The 20,433-nt window shown below is 60.2% G+C and carries 6 protein-coding genes; 2 read left to right on the top strand and 4 right to left on the bottom strand.

Translation table 11 applies throughout. From position 1 onward, the window contains the following. Positions 1–10: 10 nt before the first annotated feature. Together RYH80_RS15455 and thiE are read right to left on the bottom strand one after the other, a co-directional pair. On the bottom strand, positions 11–235 hold the full coding sequence (locus tag RYH80_RS15455; protein WP_370904917.1) for a hypothetical protein: 225 nt from the start codon (positions 233–235) through the stop codon (positions 11–13). A 6-nt stretch (positions 236–241) separates the two neighbouring features. Beyond that, the gene (gene thiE, locus RYH80_RS15450) at positions 242–949 is read right to left on the bottom strand and encodes a thiamine phosphate synthase (protein WP_370904916.1); all 708 of its coding nucleotides are present in this window, start codon (positions 947–949) and stop codon (positions 242–244) included. 169 nt (positions 950–1,118) lie between these two features. Here thiE and RYH80_RS15445 point away from each other — a divergent pair, with 169 nt between their 5' ends. After that, on the top strand, positions 1,119–1,865 hold the full coding sequence (locus RYH80_RS15445) for an SDR family oxidoreductase (protein WP_370904915.1): 747 nt from the start codon (positions 1,119–1,121) through the stop codon (positions 1,863–1,865). Positions 1,866–1,958: 93 nt separating this feature from the next. On the opposite strand, the gene RYH80_RS15440 is transcribed toward RYH80_RS15445, so the two are convergent. Together RYH80_RS15440 and RYH80_RS15435 are read right to left on the bottom strand one after the other, a co-directional pair. After that, positions 1,959–4,613, bottom strand: a complete 2,655-nt coding sequence (locus tag RYH80_RS15440; protein WP_370904914.1) for a PAS domain-containing protein — start codon at positions 4,611–4,613, stop codon at positions 1,959–1,961. Positions 4,614–4,710: 97 nt separating this feature from the next. Further along, complete coding sequence (locus RYH80_RS15435; protein ID WP_370904913.1) at positions 4,711–7,047, bottom strand: PAS domain-containing protein; 2,337 nt, start codon at positions 7,045–7,047, stop codon at positions 4,711–4,713. A 1,245-nt stretch (positions 7,048–8,292) separates the two neighbouring features. On the opposite strand from RYH80_RS15435, the gene RYH80_RS15430 reads away from it, so the two are divergent. Further along, positions 8,293–18,378, top strand: a complete 10,086-nt coding sequence (locus RYH80_RS15430) for a DUF8128 domain-containing protein (protein ID WP_370904912.1) — start codon at positions 8,293–8,295, stop codon at positions 18,376–18,378. Positions 18,379–20,433: the final 2,055 nt, after the last annotated feature.

The following is a 20,433-nucleotide window of genomic DNA, read 5'->3' as shown; positions in this document are numbered from 1 at the left end:
AGCCGTCCGTTCACTCCCGGTCGTCGCGACGGTCCTCCACCCAGACGCCGACGGACCCAATGGAGCCGGAGCCGCCGCGGTCACTCGGCGGCTCGATCACCAACTGCAGCGGTGCGCCACAGCCGTCACAGGTGAACCCGACGGTCGCTCGGCCGTCGCCGACCTCGCCGGGGTAGCCGGCGAACTCGCCGGGTCGCTCGCCACACCGCGGACAGTCGGTCTGGCTCAGATCCACGTGTGGTCACTCACTCTCTTCGGTCGTCTCGCTCCCCCTCGTCGCGCTCTCCCTCTCGCCCCGTTCCTCCTCGTCTCGCTCCCGGCGACCGCTCTCGACCGCACGACGCAGCCGTCGCGTGGCGGCCGCCGGGTCGTCCGCGGCGGTGATCTCGCTGATCACGGCGACGCCGTCGGCACCCGCGGCGACGACCTCGCTCGCGTTCTCGGCGGTGACGCCACCGATTCCGACGAACGGCACGTCGACGGCCTCGTCGATGGCCTGGATCGGGTCCAGCCCGAGGTCGTACTCTGCGTCGTCGATGTCAGACTTCGAGTCCGTCGCGTAGATCGCACCGACGCCGAGGTAGTCCGCGCCGGCAGTGACGGCGTCGCGTGCCGCCGACGCAGTCGACACGGATCGCCCGATCACCGCGTCCGGGCCGAGCTGCTCGCGAGCGACCGACACGGGGAGGTCCTCGTCGCCGAGGTGGACGCCGTCGGCGCCGATGGCGACGGCGAGATCCACACGGTCGTTGACGATCAACGGCACCCCGGCCTGGCGCGTGAGTCGTCGCACCTCCCGTCCGATCGCGAGCCTGTCGCGGGCCGTCGTCCCCTTGTCGCGCAGTTGGACCACGTCCACACCACTCTCGAGAGCCGCCTCGACCACCTCGGGCGTCGTCCGGTCGCCGGAGAGACTCCCCTGCGTCACGAGGTACGTACTCCAGTCCACGACACACCTCCGTCCGCGGCGAGTATCAGTGTACCGTCCGGCACGATCCCGTCCGGCACGACCTCGGCCACCACGAGTTCGTCCACCGAGATCGGGGACCGGGCGGCGGCACCAACTCTCCCGCGCCGGAACCCGAACGGTGAGGCGTCGGGCGCCCCGAGGGACGGGTGTGACCACGACAGACCGACCGGTCGCGGTGATCACCGGCGCGAGCCGCGGGATCGGCGCGGCGACGGCCAGACGACTGGGTGCCGACGGGTACGATCTCGTCTTGGCCGCCCGTAGCGAGAACACACTGCAGCGCGTCGCGAGTGAGGTAGCACGCGAGCACGACGTGACTGCACACGCGGTACCGACGGACGTGACCGACCCCGACGAGGTGGCGGCGCTGGCGGAGACAACCGTCGACCGACTGGGTCGGATCGACGTGACGGTCGTCAACGCGGGCGTCGGCGAACGGCGGAACGTCCCGCTGGACGAGTTGTCTCTGTCGGAGTACGAGACCGTCCGCGCGACGAACGTCGACGGCGCGTTCTACACCGCACGGGCGACGCTGCCGGCCCTGCGCGACACCGAGGGGACGCTCGTCTTCCTCGGCAGCTACAAGGGGAAGTTCCCGAGCACGTCGACGCCGGTGTACGCCGCCTCGAAGTGGTGGCTCCGCGGGTTCGCTCACAGCCTCGCGGGTCGTGTCGGCCCGGACGGCGTCGCCGTCTCCGTGATCAACCCGACCGGCGTGCCAACCTCCTTCGGTCGGGACACCCGCGGGACTCCCAACGCCCAGACACTCGACCCCGACGCGACCGTCTCGGCCGCCGACGTGGCCGACGCGGTCGCCACGGCCGTCACACAGGACGCACCCGGTGCCGTCGCCGAACTCGACCTGTTCCGTCGGGACGTCCACGAGCGGTTCTGACCGCAGTCGGATGCTGATTACGGTCTGGGTCTGATCGCGCCTCGGTGGTGTCACTGTCCGGTAGTCACCACTCGGCCGTCACCGCCGACTCGCTCACTCCACGGCACCGAAGGGGTCCTCCGCCGGGTCCTCGGCAACGAAGGTGACACGATCGAGGTCGACACGCGCACCCCCGCTCTCGGACACCGTCGCTCGCACGTCCCACCCGTGTGCCTCGGCGATGTCGCGGACGATGGTGGTCCCGAGTCCCGGGGCGTCTCGCTCGCCGGCGTTCCCCGCCGCGAACACGTCGATGTCGTCCGGGAACCCCGGGCCGTCGTCGGCGACGAACAGTGTGTCGGCCGCCGCGCCGACGGTGACCGACACCTCGGGGCCGGCGTGCTCGACGGCGTTGCGGAAGAGGTTCCCGAGCAACTGTTGGAGTCTGTCCGGGTCCGCACGCACCTGCCGGTCGGTCTCGACCGACAGCGTCGCGCCGGCACAGTCGTGCGGTGCCCAGGCCGACCGCGCTATCTCGCCGACCGCGACGGTCTCGAGGTCGTCCTCGTCGACGAGTCGGCCCTGTCTCGCCAGTGTCAGGAGACTCTCGATCAACTCGTCCATCCGTTCGTGTGCCTCCCTGACGGTCGCGACGTGGTCGCTGTCCGTCTCCTCTGCGAGCAGTTCGAGGCGGCCGCTCGCCAGGTTCAGTGGGTTCCGCAAGTCGTGGCTGACGATGCTCGCGAACCGCTCCAACCGACGGTTCTTCCGTGCCAACCGCTCTGCGCGCTCCGTCCGCTCCGTGATCTCCTGTCCGACTCCCATCACACCCTCCAACTCGCCGGTCGGCCCGTAGTACGGGAACTTGTTCACCAGTAGGATCACGTCGCCGTCGGGCCGTGGCACTGTCACCTCCTCCGTCACCGACTCCTCCGTCTCGAGGACACGCTCGTCCGTCTCGCGGCTCGTCGCCGCGACCGATGTCGGTTGTAGCTCCGTCGACACTGTCCCGTGTACCGCCGCCGGATCGCGGTCGAACAGACTCGCGAACTCGTCGTTGGCGAGTCTGTACCTGCCGTCGCGGTCTTTCAGGAAGACGACGTTGCCCGTGTTCTCCAACAGGGTGTGGAGTCTGTGTTCGGCCAGCCGCCGGTCGGTGACGTTCCGTGCCACGGCCATCCCGGCCGCGTCCGCCCGCTCCAGCGGTGGGTCGACACGGTCGTCGTCTCGCGGTCGCCGGTCGGCGCGGGCCACGCCGTCGGTTCGCTCTCCGCTCCGTCCGTCAGGGTGGTCGTCCCCGTCGTCCGTGTCGAGCGGGTAGAGGTCCACGCTGTACGTCTGGCCGTCGTACTGGACTTCGAGGCTCGTCTCCTCGCCGTCGAGGACGCGTCGCTGGTGGCGTTCGATCCGCGCCGCCATCTCGTCGGGGAACACGTCGGCTGGACGACGACCGACGTACTCGCTCGGGTCCACCGAGCCCGCCTGTACGTCGCTGCCGCCGACGAGGACGAACTCGCGATCCGCGTCGAAGAGGAACACCGCTCCCTCCGGGAAGTTGTCCACGAGCGTGCGGTACCGCTCGTCGGCCGCCGCCAGCGCCCGCCGGTAGCGTTCGCGTTCGTCGACGTCCGTCGCCACACCGAGCAACCGACGGCTCCCGTCGTCGTCTTCGAACACCTGTGCGCGGGCGGCGACCCAGACGACACCACCGTCCGTGTCGAACATCCGGAACTCACACTGGTACGGCTCGTCGTTCTCGAGGGCCGTCCTGGCGGCGCGCTCGACGCGCGGCCGGTCGGCCGGGACGACGCGGTCGAGGAACGCCTCGTAGGTGCCCGCGAACGAGCCGGGTTCCATCCCGAACAGTCGCTCCATCGTGTCGTCCCACACCACCTCGTCGGTCGCTGCACGCCACTCCCAGATGCCGGTGTCCGTCTCCTCCAACGCCAACGAGAACCGCTCGCGGATCCGTTCGAGTTCCGTCTCGCGGCGAACCTGGTCGGTCACGTCCGTCAACGAGAAGACGACGCTGGACAACTCCCCGTCCTCGAACACCGGTGCGCCGCTCACCTCCAACACGCGCCGCTCGCCGTCGGGCCACTGGATCGAGTGGCGCACGTCACGGATCGGTTCCTCCGTGTCGACGACGCGCCTGAACGGGAGTTCCGACTCCGGCAGCGGCTCGCCGTCGGGGTCTCTGATGTCCCACTCTGGGTCGTCGTACTCCCTGTCGGACAGCTCCGACTCCGTCAACCCGAGCACCTCGCGGGCCCGGTCGTTGGCGAACACGAACTCTCCGTCGGGGTTCAACTGGACGACACAGGAGGGGACCGTCTTGAGGATCTGGTCGAGTCGGTGTCGTTCGCGGTCGGCGGCCTCGCGGGCCGTCCGTGCCGAGACGGCGTTCTCGATCCGGTTGGCGAGCAACTCGAACTGTTCGGGCGCCTGCTCCTTCTGGAGGTAGTCCGTCACGCCCGCCGAGATCGCCTCGCTCGCGACCGCCTCGGACCCACGACCGGTGAAGAGGACGAACGGGAGATCGGGGGCCCGCTCGCGGACCGCACGGAGGAACTCGACGCCGTCGCGACCGGGCATCTCGTAGTCGGACACGACACAGTCGACGCTGTCGTCGAGCCGATCGAGCGCCCTCTCCGGATCTCCGACTGACACCACCTCGAACGCCGTCGCCGCCCGGTCCAGGTGGAGTTCGGTCAGGTCGAGGAACTGCGGGTCGTCGTCGACGTGGAGTACCCGGATCGGCTCGCCCATAGGTACCACGTGTCACGGCGACACACAAAACAGTTGTCGGCGGTCTCGACACGAACGTCTCCGACACGAGGAGTGACGACGCCCCCCGAACCGGCGGTCACTCCTCGGTCGCCACCGGGAGTTCGAGCCCGAACACCGCTCCGCGCGGGTCGTTGTCCGTGACCCACACGTCACCGTCGACCGTGTCGACGAACGTCTGGACGAGGTAGAGGCCGATCCCAGTCCCGTCGCTCCCGAGCCCCTTCTCGCCGCGCCCGAAGATGGTCTCGCGGTGGTCCGGGTCGACACCCGGTCCGTCGTCGGCGACGCGTAGTGTCACTCGCTCGCCGTCGTCGGATCGCGTCGCGGAGACGGTCACACGTGGCTCCTCGGTGTCGTTGTGCGAGACGGCGTTCGTCAGGAGGTTCCGCACGGCCGACCCGAACATGTCGTCGACGAGGACCGCCACCTCGGGGAGGTGCCCGTCGATCTCGACGGTCGCCTCGGGTGCGGTCGCACGGATCGTCTCGACGTGGTCGCGGACGGTCGCGGCGAACGGCGCGGGGGCGACACTCTGCTCGGGGTCCAGAACGGTCCGACTCAGTTCTCGCGCGCTCTCGGTCACGTCGATGGCGTCGTGGGTGTTGCGCGCGATCCGGCTCGCCAACTCGGCGGGTTCGCCCTCGGTCTGCTCCTCGATGGCGTTGGCGAACGCCAGCGACGCCTGGAGATCGTTCCCGATGTCGTGGCGCATCATCCGGTTGAGTACCTGCAGATCGTCGCGCTGCTCGCGGACGCGCCGCTCCGAGGAGAGCCGGTCGAGTGCCGCTCGGACGTTCCCCGCGAACAGCTCGGCGAGTCGCACGTCGCCGTCTGTCAGCCGACCCGCCGGCCCGACGCCCAGCACGAGCACGCCGTGATCGCCAAGCGGGAGACAGACGGTCGACTCGACCGGGGACCCCGTCTCGACGCCCGCAGGCGAGTCACCCGCGGTGGCCTCTCCCGCCCGGAACGCTCGTGCCTGTGGACTCTCGCCGTCGACCGGATACGCCGTCGACGCGGGTGTCTCGGTGCGGTCCCGCTCGGAGTCACCGTCGTCGACCTCGGCGTCTGTCGCTCCGGTCTCGTCTCTCCCCGTCGTCTCCTCACGGTCGACGGCCACCGGCTCCAGCGTCTCCGCCCGCTCGTCGTGGAACCAGACGCCGGCGACGGTCAGATCCAGCGCACGGCGGGTGGCCTCGACGACGGTCGTCGACACCGCCTCGGGAGTCGTCGTCTCGTGGAGGTGTTGGATCGCGTCGGACAACTCCTCCCGTCGTCGCTCTCGTCGCACCCGTTCCGTCACGTCGCGGGCGACGTACAGTCGGTACGTGTGGTCGTCGAACTGCGTCTCGCGGGTCGTCACCTCCGCCGGGAACCGCGTGCCGTCGGCTCGCACCAGCGTCCGGTCGGCGGTGTCGGTCCCCGGCACCGTCTCGTCGATGTCGACGCTGCCGTGGTAGTCGGCTCGCTCCCGCGACTCGAAGGCGAGCGCCGAGACGTGTTCCGCCGTCAGCGTCGCGTAGTCGTAGCCGAGCGCCTCACACGCCGTCTCGTTGGCGTCGACGATCTCGCCGGTGTCGGCCTCCGCGACGAGGACGATGTCGTTGGCCTCGTTGACGAGCGTCCGCACGAGTTCGGCGTCGCGGTGGGCGCGCCACTCCTCGGTCACGTCTTCCTGGGAGCCGAGGAAGTGGACCAACTCCCCGTCGCCGTCGTAGATCGGCGTCACCGTCAGGCGGTTCCGGAACAGCTCCCCGTCGGCGGTGTAGTTGTTCAACTCCACCGTGACGGGTTCCTCGGCGGCGATTCCCTCGCGGAGCCGGTCCAGTGTCTCCGTCTCCGTCCGCGGCCCCTGGAGGAACCGACAGTTCCGCCCGACACACTGCTCGGCGTCGTAGCCGGTCACGCGCTCGAACGCCTCGTTGACGTACACGAGCGGGTTGTCCGGCTGCCGTGGGTCACTGAGCGTCAGCGGGGTGTGAGCCGCGTCGATGGCTTGTTTGAGGAGTGTCGGATCGAAGGTCTCCTCGTCGGTGTACTCCGCGGCGGCGTCGGCCAGGGCCGACGCGCGGCTCTCCCCGTCCGGCGTCGTCGCTCGCGCCGCGACGGGGTCCGTCTCCTGGCCCGCCGCGGCGCGTCGCGTGACGCGGTCGACGGTCTCCCCGATGGAGACCTGGCCGCCGTCGGAGACGACGACCGGGAGCGAGGCCGTGAACAGTTCGTCTGGATCACCGGTGTCCAACACGCTGGTCGGGACGACGGCGTAGTCGAACGTCGTGCTCGGGTCGGCGGGGATGTCGTCGATCGGACGGACGGTCACCTCGACCCCCGACGCGTCGTCGAGTGCCCCCTCGAACGCGACGGTCTCCGAGCCGGGCGGAGACAGACAGAGAACGGCGGTTGACGCGTCCATTGGCGGCTGGTCTCTCCAGACACACTTAGCCTCTTCTGCTGAACTTTTCGACTGCTGTTGTATGATATTCGAACGACTCGGACACTTCATAATCCGATCCTGTCGAAACGGCACCGGCTCACCGTCGCGTCGACCACGACCGCCGTGGCAGAATCATGACATCTCTATTACCTTACTTACGGAACGGATTACCGAACAAGGCTGTAATTCCCACGAGAAGTTGGCTTGGAAGCGGTCAGAGTGTTCTATATTCCCTCGAGAGAACCATCTCGAGCGGAAAACTGCTGCACCTGACGCTCGGAAGCGGCAAATAGAATTTTGACGTAGAATAATACTCGTCCCTTCACACACCACCGTACGAGTGTTCTCGCGCATGGGCTCACGTCGTCTCCGGTTGAACACCGGCGACCACTCCATCGCCCATGGGCCCGTTGCCAAGTGGAGTCGCCGCACGCCACAGAATCGCTTCCAGATTCCTGCGGCTCGTCACCACGGCTCACCACGTGTCGGGAACGCCCACAACACTGTTACTACTCGGCGAGTAGTTGTCTGTAGACCGATGGACGAACTCGTCACAACCTGCCCGTACTGTGGGGTTGAGGGGCGTGGGATCGACCCTAAGGTGCGCCACCACACTGTTTACACTCATGTTGAGTCCGTCCATCCTGAGCGCGTTGACGAGTTCCCAGGTAGTCCGCTGGAGGAGTAGAATCTGAGAAAATAATTAAAATTATATGGTTGACTTATTTATTGGATATACTCCACCAGGCACTGCCATACACTGGAGCAAAGCTGGCGGTCAATGCTAAACGGGCATATCACACGAAAAGGATATATACGAAGCTTAACGTACGGGTGGATCAGGTGCATGTTGTCGGTGAACTATGTCCTGGGACTCAGATAATCCCAAATTCTCAGAGTGAGATGATACGGCTATTTTCTCCCACAACAATTTCGTATAATTAATGTTAATTAATATAATATTAATAGTCAGAATAATCGGGCGAATTAAACAATCTACGATTAGTTTGTTAACTTATAAACCAGCCACTCTTTTGACTCAGCTACAGTGGTCTCGACAGGTTTGCTCTGATCACCGTCTGGAGGCGTGTTTGATTACCCGCTCAACAGGTGCGGCGGTTAAGATAGTCACAACATAATATGACCGGAACAAACAGCTCACAACTGACCAGTCCCTCAGGAGCAGTTAGTAGTATCATAGAAACTATCATTCAGAAATATAAGATGCAGGTTCCGTACGAGCCAGTTCACTTCAATAGGGAACTTCGCACTGCGTTACAAGAGGCTCTATCAGTTCATAAAGACTCAGCAGTGCTTGGGCTTCGGCCATATCGGGAAGGTGACGGACTCCTCGTCGGGGAAGAGTTTGTCTCAGGACTTCACACTTATATATGGGAATATTCAAAAACTCAACACCTGTTGAGTGGGGAGATTATAGGTGCACCAGACCCCGTCTCATACGAGTTCTGGTGGGATGGTGAATACCTGGATTTGAACTATATAGTGCCGAACGACCGATCTTATGCGGCACTTAACGAGCTTGTCTCTGATTACTATCCCGACTCAGAACTCACGACACGAGAGCGAGTCTGGCCTGAGGTTGGTAGCCACTACTATGTCAGTGGAGGGACTTTTGAACTCAAAAACCCACGCTACCGACCAATTGAGACATACGAGATTGATGAAGAGGCTAATTACAAGCCAGACCGGGACCCAGACCCACTAAAATCACTTACGGGGTCAATTGCTGCACGCACCGATGAAAAAGTCCTCGTCCAAGTCGTGATGCGGCCCGCCGCGAATAACTGGACCAAAGGCCGCTTCTACGAAGAGCCGGCCGAAACCATCGGAAAATACTATGACATGCAGCAGTTTGAGAAGACCGGTCCATTCTCCTACCGCAACCGCGATCCGAAAGAGTGGGAGCAGGACTACTCTGACTATCTGAAAGGCCTAGATGAGCAGACGGCCTTCGATGTCAACATCCGGTACTTTGTCTTCTCCCCACGCGCCCAGTCGGCTTCAAGAACAGCCAGCGACATCGGCCAGACGTTTGAACGACGGTTCCAGACGCCCAAGTACAAACAGCGCTTCAAAGCACTTCCCATCCACGCGGTGAACATGGAGGACGCGCTCACCCGGGCCGGTCGGCGTGATCTCGTCGACCGAGAAGTCACTCTCACCGCCACAGAACTCGCTGGGATCGTCCACCCGCCAAACAAGACAGTAGTCTCACCGGCTATCTCTTGGACGAACAGCGGTGGTGGTGGGATCGGTCGTACAGAAGGCGATCACGCTGGCGAAGAATCGTTCACTGAAGCCACCGGCGAAACCGACATCACTGAGAAAATCACCACCGACACCTCGATCACCACCACAGCCCCACCAATTCCAGATAAATTCCAAGGCAAACACGTCGAGCCAGGTGAGGATAACCGGAGTCTCCGCTGGCGCTACCACCGTTACAAGCAGACGTGGAACCGGCACCCATTCACTCAAACAAAGGCACTGATCACGCAGCCACTCAAGCGTGTCACCCGGCTCGCCCAGTCCGCCAGCTCAATCGCGCACACACGCCTGTCGTCGGGGTCGGCAGAAACGGGTGACGGAGAAATCCTCCACGATACTCACGGATTCGATGACCCGGAAGACTTCGCCTCGATCCGTCAACTCGATGACGACGAAGTGGAACTGCTTCGGAACATCCTCACGACCAGCGGGTACGACACACACTACGAGAAATACCACAACGCTGGACTCAGCATCGACGCGATAGCAGGCGTGTACACAGGTCATGGAGACAAGGTCACGTGGGCAATTCAAAACGAGATTGAAACGCCCGATGATCTTGACACTGCACTGTACGACGAAGGGCGACGCCCGGACTGTCTCGTCACAACCCACACAGAAGGATCTCCCACCCCGCACCCAACACCCGAAAAAGACATACATACTGAAGAACCCACAGCAGAGGGAGAGACGGTGTCGGAGGAAGCCGAGACGTCGCCTGCCGACCAAACCCAGCAACAAGCACCCTCACCCGACAACTCCACGCCGAACTCCACCGTATCCGCTCATCGATCAGCTGACAGCGGGCAATCGCCAATTGAGGACACGGCCACCACAGAGACGCACGCACAGTCGACCACTGATCCGACACCCAGCAGTACCACTGATACCACAGCAGCTGCATCCGCAGCAAGTCACTCAGAAAACCTTCCCGAACGGACTTCCACCGCTGACGACTCGGAGCCCGGCTCAACTGACACAACCTACGCAGACAGCAGTGAAGACGATGTCGAAATCAGACCCTCTGAGCCGGGGCCTGTCGAAGCTCCCAGCGGAGCATCCTACGATACACCGCTTGACCTCACTATCACAGACACCAAGCGCGAACTGTACACGTCACCAAAGTCCGGCTGGCGAGGCGAGATCGAGACTGTCGTCCACACCGAAGAAGAGGGGCCGCTCCTCGGTCGAGACCTCGACGAACTACTCATCCAGAGCCAGAGCGAACATCCCGATCAGCCCATTTTCATGGGACTCGCCCAGGGACGGAGTGCTGGCTATCGCGAAGTCGGGATTCCCAAAGCGGCGTGGAACGTCCACGGCTGGGAATTCGGATCCTCCGGAGCCGGGAAGACGACATCGTTCATCAACAAAGCGCACCAGGTAATCGAGAAAGGTCATGGGACGCTCTTGATCGATCCGAAGGGCGACTTCGTCACCGAAGTACTGCGCCGTGTTCCCGAAGACCGCTGGGACGACGTGATTTACATCGACCCGGCCGACAAGCGGTTCAGCAAATCAGTGGCTCTCAACTTCCTCGAAGAGCCGAACAAGCCGTCCGAGATCGAGAAGAACACCGCCATTGAGTCACAGATCGAAGACCTCGTCGGCGCACTGAAAGGCGACGACGTGTTCGGCGCTCGAATGGATGGAATTGCTCAAACGATGGCGAACGCGATGATCCGCTCTCGGCGCAACTACACGCTGGTGGATATGTTCAAGATCCTCAACGACCCCGAGGCACTGGACACGTTCGTCGACTCGGTGAAAGACGAAGGCCTAGAGATTGAGTCTGAGTTCGCCGAGACCATCCGGCAGATGGACCATGAGTTAATCGAGCCGTTGATTCGCCGGATCAAGCAGTGGGCTGAAAATCCCATCACTCGGAGTATCATCGCCAACCGCGAGTCAACCGTCGACTTCGACAAGGCTGTCGACGAGGGGAAAATCATCGTCGTTTCTCCCTCCGTTCAAAAAAGATCCTCAAAGCGCTTGATTGCGGTGGCTGTCATCCGCCGGATCTGGTCTGCAGTGCGGTCCCGGCAAGAGGAGGGCAAAGACCTGCCCCCGTTTTTCGCGTTCATCGACGAGCTACACGAGATCATCAACAAAAATTTCCGACTACCGGAAATCCTCGCTCTCGCCCGATCGGCCAACCTCGGGCTGTATGTCGCCTCGCAGAACCCGTCACAGATCGACGCCGACGTCTTGGATCAGATTTTCGGGAATACCAAGTATCAGGCAGCGTTCCAGTTGGAAAACGACGAAGACGCCGAGCGAATCGCCAAGCAGTTCGATGAGACGGTAGAGGGAGGTGACCTCAGTGGGCTCCCGCAGTACTTGTTCAAACACAAGCCGCTGATTGACGACGGCTTGGACGCTGGGATCGTCCCTGGGAAGGCCACGACAGTTCAATCACTCCCGCCGACGCCACCACGCTGGACCCGCAACGAGGTGACAGAACGCCTCCGAGAGCGACTTGATGAAACCGGGAAAGAGCCAAACCAGGATGCTCTCTCAGAACTTGAGTTGATCCTTGATCGTGCCGAGCGCGACGGCCTCGCCCGGCACTGTATGCTCGAAGCAATCTGGGAAAGCGAAATCCGGAATGACACCGGAACGGGACGGCTCCCACTCAAGGAAGTAATTCCGCAGTTCAACCAGCGATACAACACCGACTTCGAAGATCTCACAGATGGCGTGTACATCCCGACAGCGTTTGTCGACTGTGTGTACCCACGAGACGCAGAGCGAGCAACAAACACGGCGACTGAGCAGCACGAAGACAAAGAGGTTCCACTCGAGCATCTTGCCCACCCATCGATTGAGGTGAGTATCACTGAAGCCGGGATACAGCACGTGCTTCAGAGTGGCGATCCGACTAACCGACAAAAGGACTCTCACAAGTATGGGATCCGTGAGATCTTTGCTTTCCTCGCAAAAACCGGCTATGTTCCAACTGTCAAACAGCAACAAGCACAACAAGAGGCTCCTGACGGGGAAGGTCTCATCCCAGTTGATCGTGATAGCGCTCCGATCTCTGTCCTCAGCGAGCGGCTCGATGCATTCATAGAGAAAAACGAGGTAGTGTCTCGTTTATCTGACGGCCGACCGCTCCGGATCGAATCTGAATCGAGCACGTTTAAGAAGCCTGGTATGGTTATCATGAAAGCATCACGAGCGGATGATGCTGGCCGAGTCCCCGTCTACGTGACCCCACACGTGAATGATATCAACGATGGTAGAGACCGAGACATAGGATACGCACCAAGCGTGCTTACTGATGTATTTCAAGAGCCAGTACTACGGAAGGAGCAAACACTCACACCACCGGGGATGTCGGAGTCTCACCCATTAAACCGGGAAGCCGATATCTTGTATAATAAGCGCAACCCACTCCCACTTAATATCAACTCAAACGCCACCTTCTACCCGCTGATTGAGCGGTCTGGAAGCGGACGCGACCAGGCGTGGTGGGTATCGCGTCCAGACGACGACAGGATTCGACTTTACGATGACCGAGGACCAGACGCGACAGAGTGGGCGTCACTGAGTCCTGAAGCGGTAGCTAACGCTGATTGCACTGAATTTAAAATATACGCTGAAGAGAATTCAGATGGTAGTTATACTGTTCATCACTCTAGTGGTGAAGAGACGGTTGATAACAAGTCCACACTTGAGCGAGAGTATCTAATTGTTCCACAACCACTTGTTCCGCGTGTCGAATTCAACATTGACGACCCGACGCAGTTCGACTATCAGGTCCTCCATAGAGCGCCTGCAGTGACACGCCAAGCAGACGCACAGCAAAGTGCAGACGATGGTAGCTCGCCCGATGATAACCCCATAAACGAAAATAGAGGTGATAAGACTGAGGCGGGCCACAGTGGCCGTCTTGCACATTACACGCCGCCCCAGTACCCAGCAGATGCAGATGCTGACGAAGAGGTGTGGATTCGTGCCTCCAAGCTTCCACTGATGTATAATCGCGGTGACTATGAGTGGCTTTTCTCCCCCGATGAGTGGGAGGATAAACAGATCGTCGACGACATTACAGGCAACCCAAAAGCAGGTGAACAGCATATCAAGCTTCTGACCGAGTACCGTGAGGGGGTCCACCGGATGGAAACACTTGCTAGTCGAGACACAGCACTTGAGCCTGTCAGTAGCCACCCGAGCGACGAACTCGCCGAGCAGGACGGAGAGTATCTCGGCGACGATACCGCATCTGAGCAGTCTGCATCCAGCACTGTCGACACACCATCCCGACCAATGAAACATCTTGATCGATACACACCCGCACAGACGACAACCTACACTCGCTTCGACCCCACGAAGGCAGACGTCGTCAAGCAAGCCGCAACGACCGCCGAACAGGCAAGTACCTACGACTTCTGGTTACAACTGGTTGAACCTGAACTCACAGGTCCCGAAGACACACCGGTTGATCAGAACATTCCAGATACCAAACTTGGAGACGGCGAAGTCGTTACGCGGAACCAACTTCGTGGGATGATTATCCAGAACACCGGCATCACTGTTGACGGCCCCGCGGACGACGCGATTGATATCGGGCTTGAAGCGGGCTGGCTCCTCACAACGACAGCTGAGGACTACTTCCGGCAGATCGGAGGCGACGCATGGGAGAGTGCTATCATGCAACTTCCTGACGTGGAGGCGGACACACCGTTCTTCACAGTTGTCACGCCAAAAACCCGGCCAGGTGAACTCATCCCGCCAGAACACCGGTTCACAGCGGCCAACTGGGAATCCATCTTCGAAGCCGCTGGACCGCCGGAGGCAGCGAGGATGGAGCGTGCGCTCACGCAAGCCATCAGAGTCGCAATTAGAAGGAAAGATGAGAACGTCACTAGGGGCGTCCCGACAGAGATTATCACAAAATCTCTCCTCCAGCTAGGTGTAATCAATACTCATATTCAGCACGTCGAGACCCGACCCGAGAGCGAGACGGGGCCCGACACTGATCGACACCTGTACGAACGAATCAGGACACGGTACGATCCGCGTGTCGTCGACATCTGGGAATATAGCCCGTACACAATCGGAGAAGATCCACTCACCTGGGACTTGCTTCTCGATAGCGCTCAGCAAACATCATCCGCTGGTTTTGAACAAGCAAAGGCAGAAGTCACCCGACTCGTTGACGCAGGGGCAATCGAAGAAGACAATGGTCAGTACAGAGCGGTCCCAATTGGGCTAGGAACCGGATCAGGGCATGCGAACGCTCACTGGGAGGACGACAACGACGATGATCCAGGACCCAACTCGGAATCCAACAATCCACAGAAAAATAATACCAACACCGGGGACACCAATGACCACACTGTCGACACCCATATGTCGGAACTCGCTGGCAGCGATAACGACCGAACAAACACTTCCGATGACTCTACGACCGGAGCCGACGCTGATGGGACCGAGACTAACCCCGGGGTATTGAACGCAGAAAACGAACTTGACGATGATTCAGACGGTGAATCCGACAGTACCGACACTGAAACCGAACAGCCCTATGACACTGTACGCGAAGCAGTCATGGCAGACACCAAGGTCAACACACCTGACCTTGGAGAGGTGGATAGCGAACCAAGCACTCCAGTTCAGGAGGCACTCACGGCGGCGGCAGAGGCCTTCCGCGCGGCTGCGCTCGCCCCGCAGACACTTGAGCAGGCGAAGGCCGCAAGTCCATTCCTCACCGCGACGACGCACAGCGTAAACACGTGGCTTGATAACGTCCAATCGATCGTTGACGAGAACGGCGGAGAACTCCCTCACTGGAGAGTTCTCGAAGCAGCTCGACGCTACAACGGCGAACGCGGTTACGAAGACGCGAACTGCCGGTGGGAACAAACGCTCCCGTACGATCCAGACGCTTTTCCTGGCGACTGGACGGTTGAGGAGATCGCCACACTCAGTCCCCCGACCGACGAAGGCGGGCTCCCACCGATTCATCCTGAGGACTACTTCACCGACGCGCTGTACGAGTTAACAGTCGACAATGGGGATGTCAGCCTCACTCGCCACTCCCCAGACAGACTCTCGGACCACCGCAAACACGACCTCAAAGGTCAGCTCTACACTGTCACCTCACGCGGGTGGAGTGAGGACATCGCTGACGAAAAGTACCTCGGGTATGCTCTAAACGATTCAGAAGCGCTGCTTAAACGCCTCCTACAGAAAGATATCACCCGCGAACAGATGCTCGCTGCCTCCCTATTCAAGCCTCACGCCGATCTTGATGAGCTCGGTCCCAGTGAGACAGCCCGAGAACTCGGCTACATTCCAGCAGACCCATCCTCGATCCCCACGACAGAAGAGGAATCTGCGTACCCGGTCGATCCGATGCCTGACGACCACGACGGCTCACTGACTGAGTATTACGATGTGAAGGTCCCAAAGACGTTCAAAAACCGCTTCGTCTTTCCATACTTCAACAGCCAGGGAGACCCTGTATACTTCATCACGAGACGGCCGCCACACACAGACGACGGCCCGAAGTATAAAAAACTCTCCCAGAGCGCAGACCACACGTTCGTTGAGGAGCCAATCTATGGGATTCCCTCGATCAACGAAGGCGAACCACTCGTTATCACGGAGGGGATTGCAGACGCGATCACCTGCCACGACTTCGGCATTCCGGCGATCTCACCGGTGACGACCCAATCCAAGGACAAATATATCGATCCAGTAACCCGACTCATTGATGAATTCGACATTCCGACCGTCTACATCGTCAACGGTACCGATGTCCCCACTGCTGTAGCCGCAACTGAGGCGGAGAACACTGAGAAAGTGACACTCAGGACCAACCTCAGTAGTTCTCTGGAAGCAACAGGATACGGTCAAGATGTCCCGACAACTGATACAGAATACAAGCGAGACGCACAAGCGCAACGCGTCGCAGCCCGTCCCATCACACGAGAGAACCTAGTTATCGAAAATACAGGTTCAAACCCTGATCCGGAATTCGCTGACCAGGTTATCGGCCTTGACGGAACTCAGGACCCCGAGAGAGGTCAAACCGTCACTGATGTCACCGTGCCAAATGCACTCGTGTCCGACTCCTACCGTGTGAAACTAAACTTCCCTGTCCCCGCAGGTACAGGAAGTGAAGATATTGATGGCGCACTGTCACTCCACAACGCGGGACACAACGTCAGTCTCGGCCAACAAGGCCCCATCGGTGACGTACTCAACGTCGAATGCTCCGGCGCTGGAATCAAAAGGGCAGTCACACTCTGCGAAAAGCTTGAGAACGGCAGCGATGTTGATGCCCGGATACTGTACCTCCCAGGATTCGATCCCGAAGGTGTCGACCTCGACGACTACCTCCGGGGCGGGTGGCTCGAACTCATACCCCCTGTCCCGTGGGTGTTCCACGTCTACAGCGAAGTTGGAACCGACGACATCGACCAATACGATCCCGGCCCCGATGACTCGTGGATCACTCAGCTAGCGTGTGACGGGCACATGCAAATCAGCTCCCGGGCCACCGATGTCGGTCACACCGCTGCGTGCATGCCTCAGCACACGAGGGGGGCTTCAAACGCGCCAGACAGAGGCCAGCCGCCATTCGAAGATCCCACACCGGAGGTGCCAACAGACGCCACCATCGACAGCCGCGAGGACCTCTCGCCAGCAATCAGGTGGGCCGACAAGCCTCATATCCCCTCCTCAGCGGGATCGAGTCACGCCGCTCCCGACGATGATCCCTACAGCCAGATTGGCTACGACAACGACGAGCCGGTCACGAAAGGCCGTGAACGGCAGTGGATGGACAGGCACTTCGGTGACGCCCTCTCCCCGACCGATGAGGCCGGCAACTGGACGCCCACCCGTAATCCAACAGCGGACATTCCTGAAGACCTCCCGATAGCAGACTGGTTTGGAATGGTCCCGGCGATTGACGCGAAGTACCACCCTGCTGCCTCGCCGGATATTGCGGCCATTCCTGGATTCAGTGTGCCCAACCAGCTGGCCGATACATTAGACAACGCGTCTGGAACTGAAAAGACAGCCGTCTATGATGTCGAATTCAGGGATGTCTGCCAGAAGAGTGTCGGCTACCATGGCCCGAACCCCTTCGGTAATCACGGCGGTTCCGACGACTACTTCATGATCGTTAACAAGGACGCTGGGGTCAGAGGCTACGACTTCAATACGAAAACGTGGTACGACGGGACGACCGCGCTCTTGGTCGCGTCCGGGGCCCGCTGGCCGTCCTCTAATGACCTTGACCGCGACATCAGTGCTGATGAACTCCTGCAGATATGGACATACGCGAAGCACCAAGGCCTCCTTCCGGAGGACCGAGACGAAGGGAAAATCCCGTCGCGAGCACTCACGGCCTACGCCAAACGCCACGGGATCATTGACGGCCCTGACGATCTCGAAAAGGTGCCCGTACAGAGAGACGACGGTGATAACAGCTCATTCATCGGTCTCTCAGATGAGGCCTACAACCGAGCGATCACACACTTCAGCGAGAATCAGTCGATCGATCCAGTGTTGACTCCCCGCAGCGGATACCAGAACGAACCTCAGAACAATGAGACTGGGAGCGCCCAACGTGGTGAAACTGATGGTAATACCAGCAACAATTCGTCTGTATCTGCTGCATCAGCAGAAACATCATCCCCTGGATCTAAGCTATCACCATCTCTATCTAGAAATTTCCAGTCGAAGGAAGATGCGCTGGGGAAGTTTGTTGAAGACATATTAGAAGTGAAAGAGAGCCCTAGTGAACCGGATGTAGGTCCTGATTGGAGGGTTTCGACGCGCGCACTTATGTTGATGTTTGAAGAATACGTGTCACAAACTGAAATTGAGCCATACTCCAAACAGGAGTTCTCATCAGATGACAATCTTATGAGCCTTCTCCCAGAAGAAGCTGATAAGGACAAAAAGTGGATTGACAGTTCTACTGGATCCGTGCAAGCAGTGTACCCATGCCAACTGACCAAGCTTGGTGAACAACTAAGAGAAAGGATTGAGCTCTGAACCACTAACGACAGAGTAATCTCTTTTTAGACCCTCTCCCTACTTAAGAGACTACTCTACAGAGTAGCATATGTGGTCTACGTCGCCAGGAAGAGCGTTTTCGCCCATATCTATACACAGTGGACTAGTTGAAATCATAAACCCGGAATTAACCATACAGCGTCGGCCTTCACACCTCCTTCACACCTGACAAGAGCCGTCATTTGTCGCAACTAAATAATTGTGTATATTCGATTTTCACGCTTAGTACCCCACTATCTGGTCATGAAGGTGTGAAGGTTCACCCCACTTTTTTGCACATATAAATATAGCCCTGCTGACAGGTGCTATCCAAACTCGAAAATTACCATACTGCGCGCCTTCACACCCCCTGAAGGTTGAAACCTTCACACGCACCTTCACACCCCCTGAATGTTACCAAGAATCAGCGTTTTAGGACTTTAGGGGTCACTTTCCTAGTCTCCTCTGCTGGATATAGTCTGCTTAACTTACCTTTCTTGCAGGGGTTTGGAGCACCCCCGCATTTCGGGGTGGTCGTCTGGTATATGGTATTCTCTATTTGCGTAACGGGGGGCAACCGGGCCCCACAGACATGTAGGGGAATTGATAGTGGATCGAGCGCAGGGTGGGACTACCGCCTCCGGCGAGGCACGGCGACACGAGACGAGAGTGCCTCCGATGAGGTACAGAACATGTGGCTACCACACCTCCGACGAGGAACGCTCACCACACACGCACCACCCCGGAGTCGAGCGACGCTGACCACGAGCTCCACCTGATGAGACAGCCTTCGACGAAGTATCTGCTGACCACGAACTCCACTCTGACGAGACACCCCCCGACGAGGAACCCGCTCACTACGGTGGACTACTCACCACCGACACCACCCTGATCGCGACGCCACTCTAATGAGACAGCCTCCGACCAGGGCCAGTGGGTCACAACTGCCGTCTCCGACGAGATTGCCTCTGCCGAGGCACCCGTTGATCACGACGTGGTTGCACCTCCGTTAAGGGGGGACGCTGATCACGACTGCTGTCTCCGACGAGGGCACCCGTTTGCCACACGCTCGTCGCGTCGCTGAGGAAACAACCCCGTGCTCGTCGTCGGACCCCGAGACGAGCGCATCACACTCGGTGCCAAATGCTCAACGCCACCGCATCGCGGTCGCCGCTCATACAGGGCGGTGGCGACGGTGCAGCAGCGTCGCCGTAGCGACGCCGACAGCCCCGGTCGGGTCACCACACTCTCGTACACGGACACCCCACGGGAGCTCGTACACGAAGGAGTGGATGCCGCGGTTGCTGGCCTGTCCGAGTGGCCAGGCTGCCGGCCGCGGACACGGCCGTGTCGTCAGGGGGACACGACGGCGTGCCCCACGTACACTTGCATGGCTCGACACCACATACCGCGTCGACACGCTCACATCTCGTCTGGCAACGCAACGCACTCGCGCTCAGCGCAGTTTGTCCGGACAGGGGTACCAACAGCCAGCACTCACCAGGCCATCGGCAACCGGGTGCAAGGCTCGGGGAAGGACCACACCAGTACCGTGTGGGCACACGATAGTCTGGTACGTGGAATACACCCGGTGACTACACTAGGTGACTGCATTACTTGAGCGCTTGGTGATCAAGCATCACACTCACAGCTGCTGCGTGCGTTGAGTCGTCACAATAACGCTCAACTGGTGGGCACCAGTTCCGTTCCACTGACCGAGCCACTGCGCACTGCGCCCCTCTCAATTCCTGTGTACAGCCAGTCCCTGCTCGTTGAGGGCACAATCCCAGTGAATGGCTCAACGGACTACGCGATCGCTCACGCCGTCTCAGGCCACTCACACTAGCTGACAGATGGAGCGTACCAGACATGTAGCTACTCACCCCTGTTTCGCTATCCTCTACGGTGTTGGTTAGTAACACCCCCACCGATTTCGAAGCACTGAGTCAACGGGCTGGATCCTTCACCCGTGGTACTGACAGTAGCTACCCTCAATGACCCCTCTCATGGCCAGTGGTAGAGCGGTTCGAACGGTGGTGTTCTCGTCTGAATTGC

The sequence above is a fragment of the Halobaculum sp. MBLA0147 genome (genome assembly GCF_041361345.1).
GTDB lineage: Archaea > Halobacteriota > Halobacteria > Halobacteriales > Haloferacaceae > JAHENP01.
This window is presented reverse-complemented; position numbering and strand designations above follow the sequence as displayed.

Bases quoted from the DNA above. Each gene is read 5' to 3' on its own strand.
- RYH80_RS15430 (WP_370904912.1), top strand. From the start codon at position 8,293: ATGCAGGTTCCGTACGAGCCAGTTCACTTCAATAGGGAACTTCGCACT.
- RYH80_RS15435 (WP_370904913.1), bottom strand. From the start codon at position 7,047: ATGGACGCGTCAACCGCCGTTCTCTGTCTGTCTCCGCCCGGCTCGGAG.
- RYH80_RS15440 (WP_370904914.1), bottom strand. From the start codon at position 4,613: ATGGGCGAGCCGATCCGGGTACTCCACGTCGACGACGACCCGCAGTTC.